The 15,373-nt window shown below is 49.6% G+C and carries 14 protein-coding genes; 7 read left to right on the top strand and 7 right to left on the bottom strand.

Going from position 1 to position 15,373, the window contains the following annotated elements; genetic code table 11:
- From K1W69_RS18425 to K1W69_RS18415, 3 genes are read right to left on the bottom strand one after another with little or no spacing between them, the layout of a single operon-like run.
- Entirely contained in the window at positions 1–447 is a 447-nt protein-coding gene (locus K1W69_RS18425; RefSeq protein ID WP_220229883.1) for a tripartite tricarboxylate transporter TctB family protein, read from the bottom strand.
- Positions 448–495: 48 nt separating this feature from the next.
- A complete protein-coding gene (locus tag K1W69_RS18420) occupies positions 496–1,473 on the bottom strand; it encodes a tripartite tricarboxylate transporter substrate binding protein (RefSeq protein WP_220229882.1) in 978 nt (325 codons plus the stop codon).
- Between the two features lie 36 nt (positions 1,474–1,509).
- The gene (locus K1W69_RS18415) at positions 1,510–2,400 is read right to left on the bottom strand and encodes a dihydrodipicolinate synthase family protein (protein WP_220229881.1); all 891 of its coding nucleotides are present in this window, start codon (positions 2,398–2,400) and stop codon (positions 1,510–1,512) included.
- Positions 2,401–2,567: 167 nt separating this feature from the next.
- Between K1W69_RS18415 and K1W69_RS18410 the strand changes: the two genes are divergently transcribed.
- The 3 genes from K1W69_RS18410 (at position 2,568) to K1W69_RS18400 (ending at position 6,058) form a co-directional block, all read left to right on the top strand.
- Positions 2,568–3,254, top strand: a complete 687-nt coding sequence (locus K1W69_RS18410) for a GntR family transcriptional regulator (RefSeq protein ID WP_220229880.1) — start codon at positions 2,568–2,570, stop codon at positions 3,252–3,254.
- Positions 3,251–4,423: a mandelate racemase/muconate lactonizing enzyme family protein gene (locus K1W69_RS18405; RefSeq protein ID WP_220229879.1), complete on the top strand. Its 1,173-nt coding sequence runs from the start codon at positions 3,251–3,253 to the stop codon at positions 4,421–4,423. Before K1W69_RS18410 ends, K1W69_RS18405 begins: the two co-directional genes overlap by 4 nt.
- Before the next feature lie 981 nt (positions 4,424–5,404).
- Complete coding sequence (locus tag K1W69_RS18400) at positions 5,405–6,058, top strand: hypothetical protein (RefSeq protein ID WP_220229878.1); 654 nt, start codon at positions 5,405–5,407, stop codon at positions 6,056–6,058.
- A gap of 663 nt (positions 6,059–6,721) precedes the next feature.
- On the opposite strand, the gene K1W69_RS18395 is transcribed toward K1W69_RS18400, so the two are convergent.
- The gene (locus tag K1W69_RS18395) at positions 6,722–8,170 is read right to left on the bottom strand and encodes a DUF8370 family protein (protein ID WP_220229877.1); all 1,449 of its coding nucleotides are present in this window, start codon (positions 8,168–8,170) and stop codon (positions 6,722–6,724) included.
- Between the two features lie 1,139 nt (positions 8,171–9,309).
- On the opposite strand from K1W69_RS18395, the gene K1W69_RS18390 reads away from it, so the two are divergent.
- On the top strand, positions 9,310–9,867 hold the full coding sequence (locus K1W69_RS18390) for a recombinase family protein (RefSeq protein ID WP_220229876.1): 558 nt from the start codon (positions 9,310–9,312) through the stop codon (positions 9,865–9,867).
- A gap of 76 nt (positions 9,868–9,943) precedes the next feature.
- Here K1W69_RS18390 and K1W69_RS18385 read toward each other — a convergent pair whose 3' ends face one another.
- The gene (locus K1W69_RS18385; RefSeq protein WP_220229875.1) at positions 9,944–11,371 is read right to left on the bottom strand and encodes a hypothetical protein; all 1,428 of its coding nucleotides are present in this window, start codon (positions 11,369–11,371) and stop codon (positions 9,944–9,946) included.
- A 186-nt stretch (positions 11,372–11,557) separates the two neighbouring features.
- Here K1W69_RS18385 and K1W69_RS18380 point away from each other — a divergent pair, with 186 nt between their 5' ends.
- Complete coding sequence (locus K1W69_RS18380) at positions 11,558–12,517, top strand: HNH endonuclease (protein WP_220229874.1); 960 nt, start codon at positions 11,558–11,560, stop codon at positions 12,515–12,517.
- 68 nt (positions 12,518–12,585) lie between these two features.
- Positions 12,586–13,044, top strand: a complete 459-nt coding sequence (locus tag K1W69_RS18375; protein ID WP_220229873.1) for a hypothetical protein — start codon at positions 12,586–12,588, stop codon at positions 13,042–13,044.
- A gap of 159 nt (positions 13,045–13,203) precedes the next feature.
- Here the strand turns inward: K1W69_RS18375 and K1W69_RS18370 are convergent, their stop codons facing one another.
- Positions 13,204–13,503 carry a hypothetical protein gene (locus K1W69_RS18370; protein WP_220229872.1) on the bottom strand — a complete coding sequence of 100 codons (300 nt, stop codon included), beginning with the start codon at positions 13,501–13,503 and terminating at the stop codon, positions 13,204–13,206.
- 123 nt (positions 13,504–13,626) lie between these two features.
- On the opposite strand from K1W69_RS18370, the gene K1W69_RS18365 reads away from it, so the two are divergent.
- A complete protein-coding gene (locus K1W69_RS18365; RefSeq protein WP_220229871.1) occupies positions 13,627–13,869 on the top strand; it encodes a helix-turn-helix domain-containing protein in 243 nt (80 codons plus the stop codon).
- A gap of 57 nt (positions 13,870–13,926) precedes the next feature.
- Here K1W69_RS18365 and K1W69_RS18360 read toward each other — a convergent pair whose 3' ends face one another.
- A complete protein-coding gene (locus tag K1W69_RS18360; protein ID WP_220229870.1) occupies positions 13,927–15,357 on the bottom strand; it encodes a site-specific integrase in 1,431 nt (476 codons plus the stop codon).
- Between the last annotated feature and the right edge of the window lie 16 nt (positions 15,358–15,373).

The following is a 15,373-nucleotide window of genomic DNA, read 5'->3' as shown; positions in this document are numbered from 1 at the left end:
TTAATTTCCGAATAATTTGGATACTGAACCCGCGGGCAAGGGTACGTCAGCGAGCCAGCTGAAACCCAAATAGCTGGCTGCGACGATCAGAGCCGTGAAGACAATGATGGGAAGGATACCTCTGCCGCCGGATACGACTGATGTGGCTATCACCAGAAAAGACGCCGAAACAGGAAACCCTGCAATGGGTAACATGACGACATAGAACGCCATACTGGCGACCAGAAGTAACGGCTTGAGAAAATCTAGTGATTGGACCTGTGATCGGTCGTCGTTTCGGGCGCTGCGGAAAATCTCAAAACATGTCAGAAGCGTCAGCAATGCGGCGACTATGCTGGGGAAGACGAACGCTGTCGGCAGCAATAATCCCTCAATATTGCCGGACGCTGACATTAGAACGGTGACGCAAACGCACAGGACAATAACCGGAAAAACAAAGGTCATCATACTCTTGGAGGCCAGTGCGGGGCCGACAATGCCGCCGGCCCCGAATTGCTATTTGGACGCGTTGGAAAGCGCGGACAGCGCAGACGACCGCATATTATCCATGAATGTCTGATATTCAGCAGGCGGCATCAGATCTATACCCAATCCAAGCTTGTTCATCTGTGCAACAAATTCAGGCTTCTGGGCAGCCTTGGTGAAGCCTTCATACAGAGCATTAAGGGTCTCATCTGAAAGGCCGGCGGGACCGGCAAGCCCGCGAGAGGTGATCATTTGATAGTCGAGATCAAGGCTGGCCGAAGTCGGCGCCTCGGGCAAGGCGTCAAAACTTTCTTCATCCGAAAAAACGCCAAGAACGCGCAATCCACCGCCATTCGCCTGGGAAACAAACTCGGCAGCGCCGCCAGAAACGGCATTGACCTGTCCACCAAGTACGCCAGCAACTCCTGCATTCGTCCCATCGAAAGGCACTAGATTCCATTCAACGCCTAACTTGTTGGCCAGAAGCAGGGCGGAAATATGCCAGATAAGCCCTTCGCCTGCATGAGCGACAGTGAAACCGCCGTCCATTTCATTTGAAACTCTTTTCAAATCTTCGAGCGACTCGATTCCGCTGTCTGCAGATACAGCAAAGGCAGCGGGACCGCTGTTGAGACTCATAACGATTGAGAGATCGTCGAGCGTCACTGGATATTCACGCACCTGATCGATCCATGCCAAGAACTGTGAAGAAACCAGCAATGTCTGGCCGTTCGGATCAGACCTAGCCACTCTTTGCGCGCCGAGCGCACCAAATGCCCCCGGCACGTTTTCGACAACTACCGGAACACCAAACTCGTCTTCTGCACTGGCGGCAAGAGCCCTCGCAAGCAAGTCGGTGCCGCCACCGGCATTCCATGGCACAATGAGACGGATGGGGCCGTCGGGTTCCCAAGCCATTCCCGAATTTGCAGTCGCTGTGTAAAGCGTGAACGACAGGGCGATTGCCCCTATAAAACGTCCGGTTTTCTTAAAAAGTAAACTGAGCATGTACTCTCCTCCTTTGTCGTATCGATTGATCCGTGTTTAATCCAGAAACTCCTGTAGTTCGTCGAATGCTCGGCGAATTCTGGCTTGCTGATCGATATCAGGCGGCGTCATTGGTGCTCTCGAATGCATTGACGGGACGCCTTGAAGCGATTGAATAAATTTGATGCAGGAAGGGATTCGAGGCTGTGTGATTGTGTTCCACAGTCCCAGTTGGAGTTCGTGCAGTTTTAGTGCACGCTCGTGATCGCCATTATGCACAGCGTCCCATAGCTGAACGTTAGATCCGGGTATTGCCGCCAGAAGAGCGGTAATAGATCCAGGAGCCCCCAACGTGTATGATGGATAGAGCAAGGCGTCGATCGCTGTATAGATCGCCATATTCGGCTCAGCGGCAAGCAACAGGTCGCTCAGAAGTTTCAGATCGCCCGCTGACTGTTTTACGCCATTGACGAACTCGACTTCCCGCATGATCCTCAACAGAAGTTCCGGTGGCAGGTAATTCCACTTGATGACGTTATAAATGAAGATCTCGCGCTGAAGTGCATCTGAGAGTTCAGCGAAATGACGAACCGTTGCATCGTGAGTAGGCGCGAAAAGATAGTGCACCGGTGTAACCTGAAAAGCCGCGATTGGCAGATCGGCGATCGAATTTGCTCTAATAATCGCTTCGCGTGTTGAGTTAGTTATCACGCCGGCGACTACTGGAACACGGCCATCCGTTGCGGTTACGACGGCTTCCAGTAGGCTTCGGAATTCTTCTCGGTCAAGAACGTGACCCTCTCCGCCGCTGCCGCCTGCCACCAGTGCGTGTACGCCCCCCTCGATAAGAAAATTTACCTGATCCGAAACCGCGCCAACTTCCAGTTCGCCTTGCTCATCGAATGGTGTGGTCATAGGGGCAATCACGCCTCTGATTTGCATGCTCATGTGTTCTCCCTGACTGAATCAATGCCTTGTGCAAAACCCATGCTTGACTTCGAGCCGGTCCCGTTATCATATCGACTTGGTATTGAGGCATACGTCTAGCTCTATAGACCTTTAGTATCTCGGAGAAACTTGTCAAGATGAAACTTCACGCAATCCGGCGAAAGTCAGTGCCGCTTCACGCTGAAATGGCCGAGCATCTGCGGGCGCGTATTCTGCGAGGCGAACTGCAGGCGGGAGCAGAACTTCCTCCTCTGTCGTCTCTGGTCAAGGAATACGGCCTTGCGCGAATGACTGTTCGCAAAGCGATGGATTCGCTTGAAGCAGAAGGCTTGATCGAACGATATTCCGGCCGTGGAACATTCGTCCGGGCGGTCGCAGTTGTTCCGAAGACGGCTTTGAAGGTGCACGCTGATCTGTCTCAACTCGAACATTCTGTGTCCGATCTTGAGGTCGGGGTTGGTGTGACCTCGGAGTTGGTCGGGACAGTGGATGAGGACGGAACAGTTTTCCGAAGATTGCGCCGAGTGCATACGAGGAATGGAAAGCCATTCTGTCTGATAGACCTTAAACTGGTGCACTCCGTATACGATCAAGCACCGGAAAGATTCGATCGGGAACTCGTCCTGACTGTGATGCGGGATCTTGGCGTTCAGATAAATTCAGCGAAACAGATAGTGTCCCTGGATTCCGCAAACACTGAGCGCGCTGAACGTCTGAACGTTCCATTCAATACACCTCTTTTCAAGGTGAACAGGACGCTAACAGGAGCAGGTGACACAGTCATCTATTCTGCAGAAACCCATTACCCTGGAGACGCCCTTCAATTCGACATAGAGTTCACGGTCGGCAAATGAATATTATTCAGAGTGATGCTTCAGTTCTGCCAGATCTGGCAAATAGGAACGAAACAGATATAGCGATACAAATAGAATCCCTGGAGTGTGTCTGTCTTGCCACGGAGATCGCCAAGCCAGTTGTGACGTCATTCGGCAAGATGCTCAAGCGGCCGGCGTTGTTCCTGCGAATAAAAGATCGTCATGGAAACGCTGGCTACGGAGAGGTTTGGTGCAATTTTCCATCTGCTGGCGCAACCTATCGAAAAAACCTGCTTGGAGAGGAAATTTTCTCGCTCGTTGTGGGAAGGAACTTCCACAGCCCGGCGGAATGCTACTCGTTTCTCACATCCAAGCTGCAAGTGCTGAAGAACCAAAGTGGCGACATAGGAGCAATCAGCCAGTGCATTGCCGGGCTGGATGTCGCGTGCTGGGACTTGATCGCAAGGCGCGCAGATTTGCCGATACGGAAATTGTTTTCTCGCGCCTCAGATGTGGTCCCCGCCTATGCAAGCGGCATCAACCCGGATAGCGCTTTGGAGCAAATGGAATCGGCTCGCGAGCTTGGATTTAACCAATTCAAATTGAAAGTCGGGTTTGGCCTGGGACGCGACACTACGAATGTCGAAGTGTTCGCTAAATCCCTGCTTCCAGATGAAACATTCATGATCGATGCGAACCAGGCTTGGGATGTCGCCAACGCTTTGAACGCATCCCAGCGATTTAAGCAATTCAGTCCCTTGTGGCTTGAGGAACCCATATGCGCCGATCGCCCGACAAGAGAATGGCAAACTTTGAAGACATCAACGACCATCCCTTTGGCTGCAGGGGAGAATTTCGCCGATAAAGAAGCGTTTCACGAAGCACTGTCGGCTGACTGGATCGATGTTGTCCAACCCGATGTGTGCAAGTGGGGCGGACTTACGGGGTGTATCGAAATCGGACGTCAGGCTGTTGCTGCGGGAAAGATGTTCTGTCCTCACAGCTTGGGCGGTGGTATCGCTCTGGCCGCCTCCGCCGAACTACTTGCGATTGTTGGCGGTACAGGTATGGTCGAAATCGACAGCAATCCTAACCCGTTCCGGGAGAAAATATTTACGCAGCGAACCCACAACGGTTGCCTGCACCTTCACGACCAGCCAGGTCTAAACATTGATGAATCCGAAGTTGTCCGGCTATTCGATACGTAGAAGACCTTAAGTCAAGCCATTGAATTTGGACATTACCATCCAGCCTATCGTCGGGCGAGCTTCCGGGGCACTGTCTGCATACTGGAATGAGGATTTATTTGCCTACGCGATTGCCGATTCACAACACAATCTGGCACATCTTAGGTGAGCAGCGTCTTGTTTTTTGCCGTCTCTCTCTATTGGATGCCAACCCAACTTAGCGTTCGACGCCATCGGAAATCGCTCAGATGCTCTTGATGCGTCGCGTCACTTACCTAGACTGTGCTTCGTGAGTTGGCTTATCGTCGCTGCGCTGATCTCATACAGAATATCAGCTGCAGCCTGGAACAAACTTATTCTTCACGGTCGACTACTTAAAGATCGCGCCCCTATCAGTGGCTCGTCCGGAGAGGCTCAAAGGTCCTCTATGAGAACGGAAATTCTGTATCACATGAAATCCGAAATGTCTTTCGGTGCTAATTAGATTGACCATAGCCTCCCGCCTTTATTTCATCGCATAACTCATAGGAAACACCCAGTTGAGCCAGCCTGACCGCTGGGTAGCTAGAAATTAGCTACACTGAGATCTATATACTCGCGTTGTTTTTATGTGAGTACAAAATTAAAAATATATCAGGAGTTTAGATGGTGGGCGTGACTGGGAAACCCACCATGTCGAAAACCGCTAGTTTACGGGCTTTCTCGTGGTTCTAGTGAGGCGCGATGTCTCACTTTCGTATCTGCCAATATACGAACGGAAAGCAGATCGCAAACGACGGCGGTCATCATTCCATCAATAATATCAGGGATGCCCTTTGCGTCGTCCACCAGTCTGAATAGCTAGACGTGGCAAGTTTGGCCTTCCTATGTTTAGGTGTGCAGAACTTGCAATTGAGCCGAGAGTCTATGGGCGCTATGCATCCGAAGGCTGACAATGCAGCGGCCGTCCGATATTGTTAATTAGTGGGGGTTACGAACATGCTATCCGGATTCCAGTACACATTGTCAATTCTGCTGACACTGATTTTCATTCAGCAAAGTTATGCACAGGACGTTTTCAGCCAACCGATACCAGTCCCCAATGATGCGCTTGAGGTTCTGGAAACGAAACAGTTTCCGCCAAGCGTCAACAGGCAAATCAAAATTCAATTACAGGGCATTTCTACAGACTGGACGTCAATTTATGGCATCGTGGAGGGACAGAACATTGAGGATCAGGCTTTTGGTAGAACAATGGCCTATAACGAGCAGCTTCTAATGCAAGCTTCAGGAGCAGGAGAATATGATGAGGTAATAGATGTTATACAGGCAGTTAGTGCGGATCTACAGACTAAGAATAAGTATATATCATATGTTAGGGAGGCTGGTTATTCTACAGCCAAAATGTTTGAGGTAGCGGTAGAAGTACGCACAAAGAATGCTGAGAATCTCGACGAAGTAAATGGTTATTATGTAAGCTTTAGCCCACTTGCTTACACAGATAGCAAGCCAATGTTTAGATTTAACATTCCAACTTCTCCTAGTACAGGTCATCTTCCTCCAGGGAATTACATAATGAATGTCGAGATAGATGGAGAGATTGTACAGAAGCAGAGTGTTTCAATCGGGGCGAGCCTCGGGCTACTAGACAGTATTACATGTATAGTTAAACAATGAATACCAAGCCAAAAAGCCAGAGTATTAGAAAACATTGGGATGCTATCGCAGCTATTGCTGCTCTCGTCTTATCTGTCTTGGGTGAGTGGACTAGCCAACCCCCAATGCTTTGGCGTGAGGCGGGAAACTCACCAACATTCTCGGTTGCACGTATTGTACTGTGTGCATTTGTTGCATTTCTGTTGTACCATAACATTTCACGAAGCAAGGCTCCTAATACACGCACAACGACAGTTGTTATAGTGTCCGGTATACTACTAACATGTTTGTACTATATTCTGCAGGCGCTATTTACTTGTTCATATACAGGGTTTGCAATGGTGATAGGGTGGTCATTCCTTCCTGAGGCTGCGAGCTACGCCATAGAGAACCCAGGGCGATCATGTCTCATCGTATTGGATTACATTGGTAACACGCGTGATATTTGGCCCACCTGGCAACTGGTACTTAATTGGTTTGTACTTACGATTGTCTACCTTGCGGCAGTTTCAACACTGGGCGTCGCGGTGTTGTTGATCATGATAAAGGCAACTCTACACCATCGCCTTGATAACAACGCATAAGATGCCAAACCCTGTGTCAGGGAGAGTTGGAGAGTAATAAATTGTCCTGCAGTTAATGCCTTCTGCTGGCGACGGTTTGTTCGGCTTAAATACATCCAACTCATAGAATGAGCTGTTCAAAACGTCGTCTGAGTAAGGGGAACTCTAATGAGTCCATCGCCGTGGTCCGGGCATTCACCAACTCAGCAAGGTCTGCATCGGTTAATGGGATTATGTACCCGCGAGCGTCGGCAGCAGTATTGCGACATCTCTCTAGCAGACTCTCTAGATCGAGAACATTTCGGCAAACAAGAAGCCCCACAGTTCCACGGCTAGGGGAGAAGCGACCTGATAGTTGATCTACCTCAGGATTTGCCACTTCATTTCCATAGTTCTTGCATTCGACCATCAACATAGCAGAGGAATAGTGTCCCCGAACCCAACTGAAGAAGCCAGCCACGCCCATGTTCGTATAGGTAATGTCTATTATCTTCTGTCCAGCATGTATGCGCGTCTGCTTAGTCGGGTTGGTTAGTGCTGGATAGAAAAGCGCAGTAAGCAAAGATTCGATTGCGTCTTCGTATTTTGCTGCATCTTTTCTACCAGTGGGTATAGTTTGGATATTCGACAACAGTGTATTCCAGTCGGGTGTGCTTGATCCATCTCCATCTGGAAACTGGTAATGGGACAATGGCAGCGATGGGGCGGAATCTTTTGTTCTCTTGTATGCGTCCAGAACGTCTGGAAAACGTAGTGTTTGCGATACAATAGAATCCTTGTTCTGTCCGTACTTTTCAATAAGTGCTTTCTTGGTGACTCCGACTTGCCCACGCCGAGGACCGCCTTGTATCAACGCTACAAGACCCGTATGGGCTGCTTCTTCAGCTTCTCGCATTCGTTCAAGAAGATAGTGTCTATAGTATTCCGACGCATCGTATCCTAGCGAAAGGCGCACTATTGCCTTTGGGACAAGTAGTATTCTTCCGAACCCATTTGGTACTGGTAAGTCTACAAAATCTTGTACCCACTTGTGTTCATCAGGGTGCCATATATTACCAGAAGAAACGCCGGACTCTTTGTGAATTCCATAGTAATCGCATACATGTTGTGTATATTGTATAAGTGGAGCTCTTATAATATTTGTAGTAATGTCGGAGATAACATCTCTGTTTATACCTCGTACGAGAAGAGCGGTATCTTCTAAATCTTTAAGAAGACCGCTTTTAGCAGCCTCACTAGTGCTAAGTGCTTGCCAAACCTTGTGTGCAGATCCGTCCCCCATGGCACGACCAGCAGGGGCGTCTTTTGAAAGTCCCAAATGTGTCTCGTTTGGCTCTCGTAGAGTCGCCAGCAACTCCTCAGCTTGCTTGTGGTTTCCATCTCGGATCAACGAAATCACATGTTGGAAGAAATTCTGTACCAGAAATTCGCAGTGTTGTCCGAAGTCACTTCCAAGCTCGTGTAGTGCTCTTGGACTTACGAACACCGGAACGTCAGTGTTTAATTCAACATCAACAAAGTCGAGCGTCCCTTGATTGCGACCCAAATCATAGAATTGTGAAACTCGCATACTCCTCTCCGTGCCAAAACATCAGTAAATTACTCGCTTTAATAGAATTTGCTATACTGTACTCTACAGGATGATCTACTGCTTGCGCCTCGACATTCCGATTAGCTGAAGTGCAGGCTCCGTATCCTTCTCGCTACTGACCTTGAAGCGCGTGTAACCCGGACGGTCGGCTTTGACGCTTAGGCTGGTTTTACCTTGAAAGAGCTTCGGGTCGCCGCGGACTGTAATAGAGAGTTCTTTTGACCGCGGTTGAACTACCACGTACCAAAAGTTGTCAGGGAAGTTGCTGAAGTTGCGGCGTAGCCCACGTTTCAAGTCACCAGGCCACTGTTGGCGGACTCGCTGTAGTATAGCCTTTGCAACAGTTTGCATCTCTTCAGGTAAGCATCTGGCTACTGTTAGAAATTCGCGATCACCAGGTCCCCATGTTGATGGGGTCTCTGAATATTCTTCCGCCTCTGCTTCCCAAGAAGCATCTATTACCAGTGCAAGTGAACGAGTGCCTACATTCAGGGTATGAACCTGGTCTGCATCGAAGGAAATTGTAGCTTGGCCAGTGTCGTGTGTGACGCTAGCAGCAAGTAAAATGCTCCGTACACCATACGATTGTCTTGGCTCTCCAAACAGCCTCACTTGATGCGGAGCCATCTCAACCGTCCAAATCCCGGGGTTTAATTGCATTGCACCGCTGGCTGTAACTAACAGTCCCATAACGCATCTCCAGAGCAATATTGTTCTGCTCATAACAATATACAGAACAATCTGCAGAACGCAATATGCTGTACGAAGGGGTTCTGATAATTGATAATTTTTTTCGCGGTGGTATCTAAATAGAATTAGTGCGCCATGTCCCCCATGGGGCCACAGACCGCGGAGTTTACGTACCCGACTGCTGGTCTCTGCTTCCATGATCAATCCGCATCAGTGGCCTGATATGGTGGGTATACCCCTCCCGGCACGCTGTGATCAGTCTCCTCAAAATAATGTTCTCCCTATTAGGAGCGAAGGGTAGTTTCTACAGGGTCCGATAGTACCGACAGGCGTACACTTTTCTATACCTTTGTAGCACATTCGGCTTGACCGTACATATTGCGTACATTAATCATATGTCCACATAACTTAAAGAGGATACTGGACACATGACGACTGTAGGATACGCACGAGTCTCCACCGGACAGCAGAACTATGAGACACAGGTTGAGCGTCTGAAGGCTGCCGGGTCGACAAAGCTCTTCACCGAAAAACGCTCAGGATTGGACGGTGAGCGGCCTGAGCTTGCTAGGTGCTTGGAGTACCTCCGGGAGGGCGATACGCTCTTGGTGACCAAGCTCGACCGATTGGCACGGTCTACCAGCGACCTGTATCGTATCGTCTCTGGTCTAACTGACAAAGGTGTAGCGTTCAAAGTGCTGGACGACGAGGCGGTGGACACCTCGACTAGGACCGGCAAGCTCGTGATGGGCATTTTGGCGCTCATAGCGGAGTTCGAGACGGAGATCAGGCGTGAGCGGCAGATGGAGGGCATCGCACGGGCCAAGGCAGAGGGAAGAGTAGGAGGTCGCCCTAAGCTCATCACACTGGAAATCGAACAGACCATGCATGCGTTACGCGCTGATGGCATGAGCATACGCAAGATAGCTACAGAGGTTGGATTCTCGAAGGCGTCGGTACAGAAAGTACTTGGCTCTGGAATGTAGTAACTTATTGAAATTAAATATATTTTTCTTACGCGCACCAGTAATGGCGTAGAGGGGTCGCTAGACCCTCTCGCCGTTAGCCCTGATCGAACCAAGCTATTTGTCGTGTTTGATACTCGTAGTAGTGATTATCACTATCAAGTATGTTTCCTATATCCATGTCTAAATACGTACCATGGTTTGTATTCATGTCTGCACTATAGCTATCTAGAAAAGTAAGTTTATTTTTTGTAGCCGCTTTTTGACCGGTTTTACGTGCAAATTCCTGAATCATAATGCCCGTTAGTTCTTCTCGCATATCTTGGTGAGCAATAAAGCTGTCGTGTACAGGTAAACATGGGATACCCATGTCCGCCATCAGTAGGAGAATACGATTAGCTATCTCCGCATCTTTGTTCTGGAGTTGTCGGCCGTATCCAGTACGTAGATAGCTGCTAATTGGTGCATGTCTAGTACGTATCTTTTCAAGTAAATCACCCCATGTGATGCCGTATTTACCTTCTGTAAATCCTGGCTCTGGGTACATTCTATTCTCAGCATTGATTAGCTTTTGAAAGGCAAGCTTGGTCACTTGTCTGGGTACCTGTGGACAACCTACGTCATATGCATCGCCATCCAGCTCTGCACCAACCTCTGCATAAAGCAGAGCAACGTGCATGCCAGAAAAGTCAATTTCGCAGGTATGCTTTCCATCTAGCGTAATGTACTTCCGGTAGCCTCTTGGTATGTTCTGCCACCATCCACCGTAGAAGCGTCCGCCTTGCTGCCAGTCGGAATTGTTGAAGATGCGTACAAGTTGACGACGTGTAAGATCAAGCCCGATTAAACTTTGATCTTCTAAATGTACCTTATCTCTGATTCGCTTTGATAGAGCTTCGTACTCATTGTCAGTAATGTATAGGTCAATCCAAGTACCATCTAAGAGAGCATTTATTCTGCTAAGGTCATTACGCATTTGGTTGGTTTCGTTGGTGTCGTCGTAATCTATATTGTGTTTATCGTGATCCCTGAGGATAATTGTTTCTGCTGCGTATTCACCTGAGCCGCGGTGTATTTTCGTGAGACGTAGGAGCGCATTATCAGACAGCGTTTCTATAAGCTTGGGAGTTGCGCGCGCTCTTGTAACGAAGCTCTTTCCAGTCCTCGTATCGTTAAAGCCAGGACGAACTTCCTCTATGTATCCGAGTTCGTGCAAACCATGGTACGCGGTGACGAAACCCTTGTATTTCAAAAAGAGTGCACGGTATCGCGATCCTTGTACGAAAGCCCGGTTGGAAAGCGGTACACCCACTTCCAGCTGCGGATCGGTTTTCCATGCCACGTAAAGATCAAGTACCAAACTTCGTACTGCATTGCGCAGTCGTTTGGCGCTTTCGACCTTGCGTGCCCTTTGTCGAGGCTTCAATGCATCGATCTGTTGAACTAAATCTGTGAGACAATCATTCAGTTCGGGGTAGTCGCTCCAGCGATGTACATCGAGGGGGCGTGAATATGTGTGGGGCATCTGTATTTGTGTTCGACCTATAGGTACCAGGTGTATACTGACTGCATCTACAACCGGTACAGTATGACTATGGGTAAGAGGGGCTAGTATCCCGAAGTGCCGCTGAAGCCGCGTCGCGGCTCTAACATGGTCAGATTGTGTTGGACAAGCAGACGAGTGAAAGTGACGTGGGGGAAGCGGGTACAGATGATCAGTGTTGAAGATGCACTAGGACGCGTGACAGGTGACCAACGTACTGCACTGCAGTGGTATCGAGATCACACTGGCCACGAGGTCCTCTGGGCCGATATGCAAGACTTCTCTCGGGAGCATGTCCGTATCGTCAATCAAGCCAAAGGTATCTACAAGCCCGCATACACAGATTACGCATTAAGCGTTCGACAGACATTGGAAGGTCCCTATGCCGATCGGCCGGTTGATCGTCGTGCTGATGGCTCGTGGCAGTATTTGTACTACCAGGAGAACCAGAACCCCGCTGATCGTGACAAAGCGGCAACTAATCGTGGCCTTATGAATTGTATGGAAGATGGCGTGCCTGTCGGCGTTCTTCTGCAACGTACACCCAAGCCAGGCGTGACGTACGATGTACTCGGTCTAGCGTTGGTCACGGACTGGAAGGACGGATATTTTGTACTGGAAGGTTTTGGTGAAGAGGGACATGCACGGACATCCGGTGACCATACCGCTGCCCAAGCAAGGGAGGCTGCTGAGAAATTATCCGAAGCGGACACAGATTTTGATCCAAACTCTATTACGGACGAACGGGAAAAACGCGTAGCGCAGATTACACAGAGACGCGGGCAAGCAGTCTTTAGGAAAGCTGTTGTTGCCGCATACCGGGGATGTTGTGCAGTAACCGGGTACGATGCAATCGAAGCACTCGATGCAGCACATATTTCGCCGTACCGCGGCGCTGCAAGCAATCACGTGCAGAACGGACTTCTATTGCGTGCGGACATACATGACCTATTCGATCTGGGTCACTTGGCTATTGATACAGAGGACATGACAGTTGTTTTGTCAGATGCTTTGCTGGAGACCGAGTATAGCGGCTTGCAAGGGCAACCCGTGAGATTGCCTACAGAGGCAGAACATCAACCGAACAAAGAAACGTTAGCAGCGCACCGATCGTGGGCTAACATTTAACCCTGATTGCAACCACTGTACCGGACACCAGGCGATTACCTAGCTTTGTACACTGAGGGGTGACTAGAATGCCGATACGCTTTATACGGCCGCTGCTCACATTGCCTCGTCTGGCGAGTATACTTATTCTTGTTGCCGCGGTGCTGCTCACCTTTGCGGTACAGGTTTCTGCAAAGACAGAGCATGAGTATCAGAGTACGCTATGCACAGACTTTGAGCGTTCGGTTTTCATACAGAAGTCCGGGACACAGGCCGACTGCGTATCACCTGAACTTGCAATCGAAATAGACTTCTCAGGTAAGTGGGCCGAAGCGATCGGTCAGGCTATGCACTATGCGGCAGAGCTAAAGCGCAAGATTGGTATCATACTTATCTGCAAGCCGGTTACCTCTCGTGAAGTCTGTACGAAGCACAGCTACAACGCAGAAGAAACACTGGTGTACTGGGGGTTGAGTGCGGATATGTGGCTGTGTCCCCACGACGCAGTGAACATTGTTGACTGTTCACACGTAGCCGTTTCACCATAGTTTTCCTATAGAAGTCGGAAACGGTCATAGGATGCTCGGGAGTTGAGTTGTCAGCCTGGCTTGGAGAGGGGCCGACAGACGCCGATATGCTCCTCCTGAGCCATCAAGCAGTGCGCTAGTCTATGCGGTACGCCCTATGCAACGCAGCGCATGACAGTACTATGGTTGTCGTGCTCCCATTCGATCGAAACCTGCCGCCTCTGCGTCCGCGAGGAACGGCAACTGCTTTCCTTGGTACTGGCTGTCTACATGGTGCTTAGCAAGACGAATGTATGCTTCGGAGAGGCTGCTTGCGCTTCCTCGTGCATTCCGGTTGGCAATTTCCACGGGGAGCCCGGTTTCGATATCTGACATGAAAATATACGCCCGTACGGTATCTGCTCCGCGTTCCGTATTTTTCTTCAAGAAGAAGTAACCGGCACCGCCAACAAGGAGTGCAACAACAAACAATTCAAACACTTAGTTCTCCTGTGCTGTATGCGATCTGTCTACTAGGCAGTATCAGAGTTCCGTACAAATATCCGATTTTTGGATAATCTGATTTTCGGATTACCGGAGGGTTGAAATCTGGTCAACCCTCCGATGGCAAAGTCTGTTCATACAAATCGCCATAAGCTTGTTGCCTCGGCGTTGGCAGCACAGCGACGTGCGATGGGCATGACGCAAGCGGAGGTCGCCCGTGCTCTTGGTAGACACCAACCGTTCATAGCCAATATTGAAAGTGGGGAGCGGCGTGTTGATCTTGTGGAGTTGCTGGATATCGCCGACATCATTAAACTTGATGTGCCTGCACTGGTAGCAGAGATTCAAGCAGTCAAAGGCTAACGCGCCCTTTAGTTCTTTGGCCCACTCTGTACACATGACGGCAAAACATACGTAATTCTATCGATATTGCCCGGGTAAGCTGTAACTGACCTTCTCTAGCGCATCCCGTCGCTGCTGTATGGTATAGTCATCCTTGAAGTAATGCTGCTGTGTTACACCTTCGCGTTGATGTCCTACAATAGATTGTACAAGTGGTTGTTCTATGCCTGCATGGAACAATGCAGTAGCCATGGTTTCTCGAAAGCTATGAAAGACAAGCAGCCTCGACTTCAGGCCAAGCCTAGGTAGGAACTGCTCATTGAACCACCTGCTCGGCATACGCGCGTAACCGTGTTTTGGGCTGTAGGAGAGTTCCGGGAAAAGGCGTGTATTGGAACTTTGCTGTTGCTCAGTGCAATAGGTAAGGAAGCCAAGCTCGTTCAGCTGGCTGTGGATCGGCACAATGCGTCTGGATGCTTGGGTCTTGAGGCGTTTCTGTTCTCCCTCGTCATTGAAGCTCAAGCACCAAACGCCGTTTTCCTGTTTGACATCAACCGTTTGCAGTTGACATATCTCATTGAGGCGTGCGCCTGTGTAGACAGCTATTAGAGTGACCCAAAGCTGATAGTCACGCGTAAGCAAATCGTGGCTATTTGTCACCAACTCGTCGATCATATTCTCGACTTGTTCTTTAGTGAAACCGGTTCGTACAGGTTTGCTGTTCTTTGCCTTTCGGATGCTTAGTCCGGAAAATACGTTCTCTTTGACGTAACCTTGACGACGAGCCCACTCGAATAGGCCTCCGTAGGTCTGAATGTATCCGTTCATGCTTTGGGTGGAGAGACGTTCGAGGCCCGTCCTCTGCAATATGTCGTCAATAGATAGATGCTTGGTATGCGGTAGCTTGTTCTTGTTTTTGGGGTAGCTCATGATCACGCGTTTTACGTGCTGAGCCTCTTTGATTGTAACCTTTGCAATATCCGTATTCGAACCCAGTACTTCCTCCAATAGCGACAACTGACTGATCTTCTGGTCTCTTGACCGTGGTGCCCAGCTTTTCGCTTGGTCATTCTCGGCAATGTAGTCGCGTACTACGGCATTGAGTGTAAAATACTCTGTGTCGATATCTGAAAAGGTTCCGGCTTGATGGCCACTGATGCGCGCGCCGAAATCGTAGTCCCTCTGTTCATCATCGTACTGAAGCACCGACCTGCAATATGCTCGATAAGCTTTATGAAGTTCACGGCGCAGCATTTCAAACTCCGGCGTCCCGCTCTCCACAGGTAGCTCATATTCGGCCACAAAAGCTTGCAGTGTGAGGTTGTCGTCGTCAGTGAGGGAAAGGGTATTGCGGCCCCCGACGGCTCCCTCGGCGACGCGTAGGCTGCCCTGCAGGACCGATCTGTCAAGTTGGCTAAGCGGACCGGTTGCATCTATGTGGTTACGCTGAGCCTCAAGAAGCTGCGAGAAGTGCTTGGACAGGGTCTCACGCATCTCACGGTACTGCATGCCTGACGCTATCCCA

The organism is Flavimaribacter sediminis (assembly GCF_019492055.1).
In the GTDB taxonomy this organism is placed as follows: domain Bacteria; phylum Pseudomonadota; class Alphaproteobacteria; order Rhizobiales; family Rhizobiaceae; genus Flavimaribacter; species Flavimaribacter sediminis.
This window is presented reverse-complemented; position numbering and strand designations above follow the sequence as displayed.

What these genes read in the sequence shown, in the direction of transcription:
- K1W69_RS18365 (WP_220229871.1), top strand. Translation starts at nt 13,627, where the DNA reads ATGGCAAAGTCTGTTCATACAAATCGCCATAAGCTTGTTGCCTCGGCG.
- K1W69_RS18395 (WP_220229877.1), bottom strand. Translation starts at nt 8,170, where the DNA reads ATGCGAGTTTCACAATTCTATGATTTGGGTCGCAATCAAGGGACGCTC.
- K1W69_RS18375 (WP_220229873.1), top strand. Translation starts at nt 12,586, where the DNA reads ATGCCGATACGCTTTATACGGCCGCTGCTCACATTGCCTCGTCTGGCG.
- K1W69_RS18380 (WP_220229874.1), top strand. Translation starts at nt 11,558, where the DNA reads ATGATCAGTGTTGAAGATGCACTAGGACGCGTGACAGGTGACCAACGT.
- K1W69_RS18420 (WP_220229882.1), bottom strand. Translation starts at nt 1,473, where the DNA reads ATGCTCAGTTTACTTTTTAAGAAAACCGGACGTTTTATAGGGGCAATC.
- K1W69_RS18415 (WP_220229881.1), bottom strand. Translation starts at nt 2,400, where the DNA reads ATGAGCATGCAAATCAGAGGCGTGATTGCCCCTATGACCACACCATTC.
- K1W69_RS18405 (WP_220229879.1), top strand. Translation starts at nt 3,251, where the DNA reads ATGAATATTATTCAGAGTGATGCTTCAGTTCTGCCAGATCTGGCAAAT.
- K1W69_RS18425 (WP_220229883.1), bottom strand. Translation starts at nt 447, where the DNA reads ATGATGACCTTTGTTTTTCCGGTTATTGTCCTGTGCGTTTGCGTCACC.
- K1W69_RS18390 (WP_220229876.1), top strand. Translation starts at nt 9,310, where the DNA reads ATGACGACTGTAGGATACGCACGAGTCTCCACCGGACAGCAGAACTAT.
- K1W69_RS18385 (WP_220229875.1), bottom strand. Translation starts at nt 11,371, where the DNA reads ATGCCCCACACATATTCACGCCCCCTCGATGTACATCGCTGGAGCGAC.
- K1W69_RS18360 (WP_220229870.1), bottom strand. Translation starts at nt 15,357, where the DNA reads ATGCAGTACCGTGAGATGCGTGAGACCCTGTCCAAGCACTTCTCGCAG.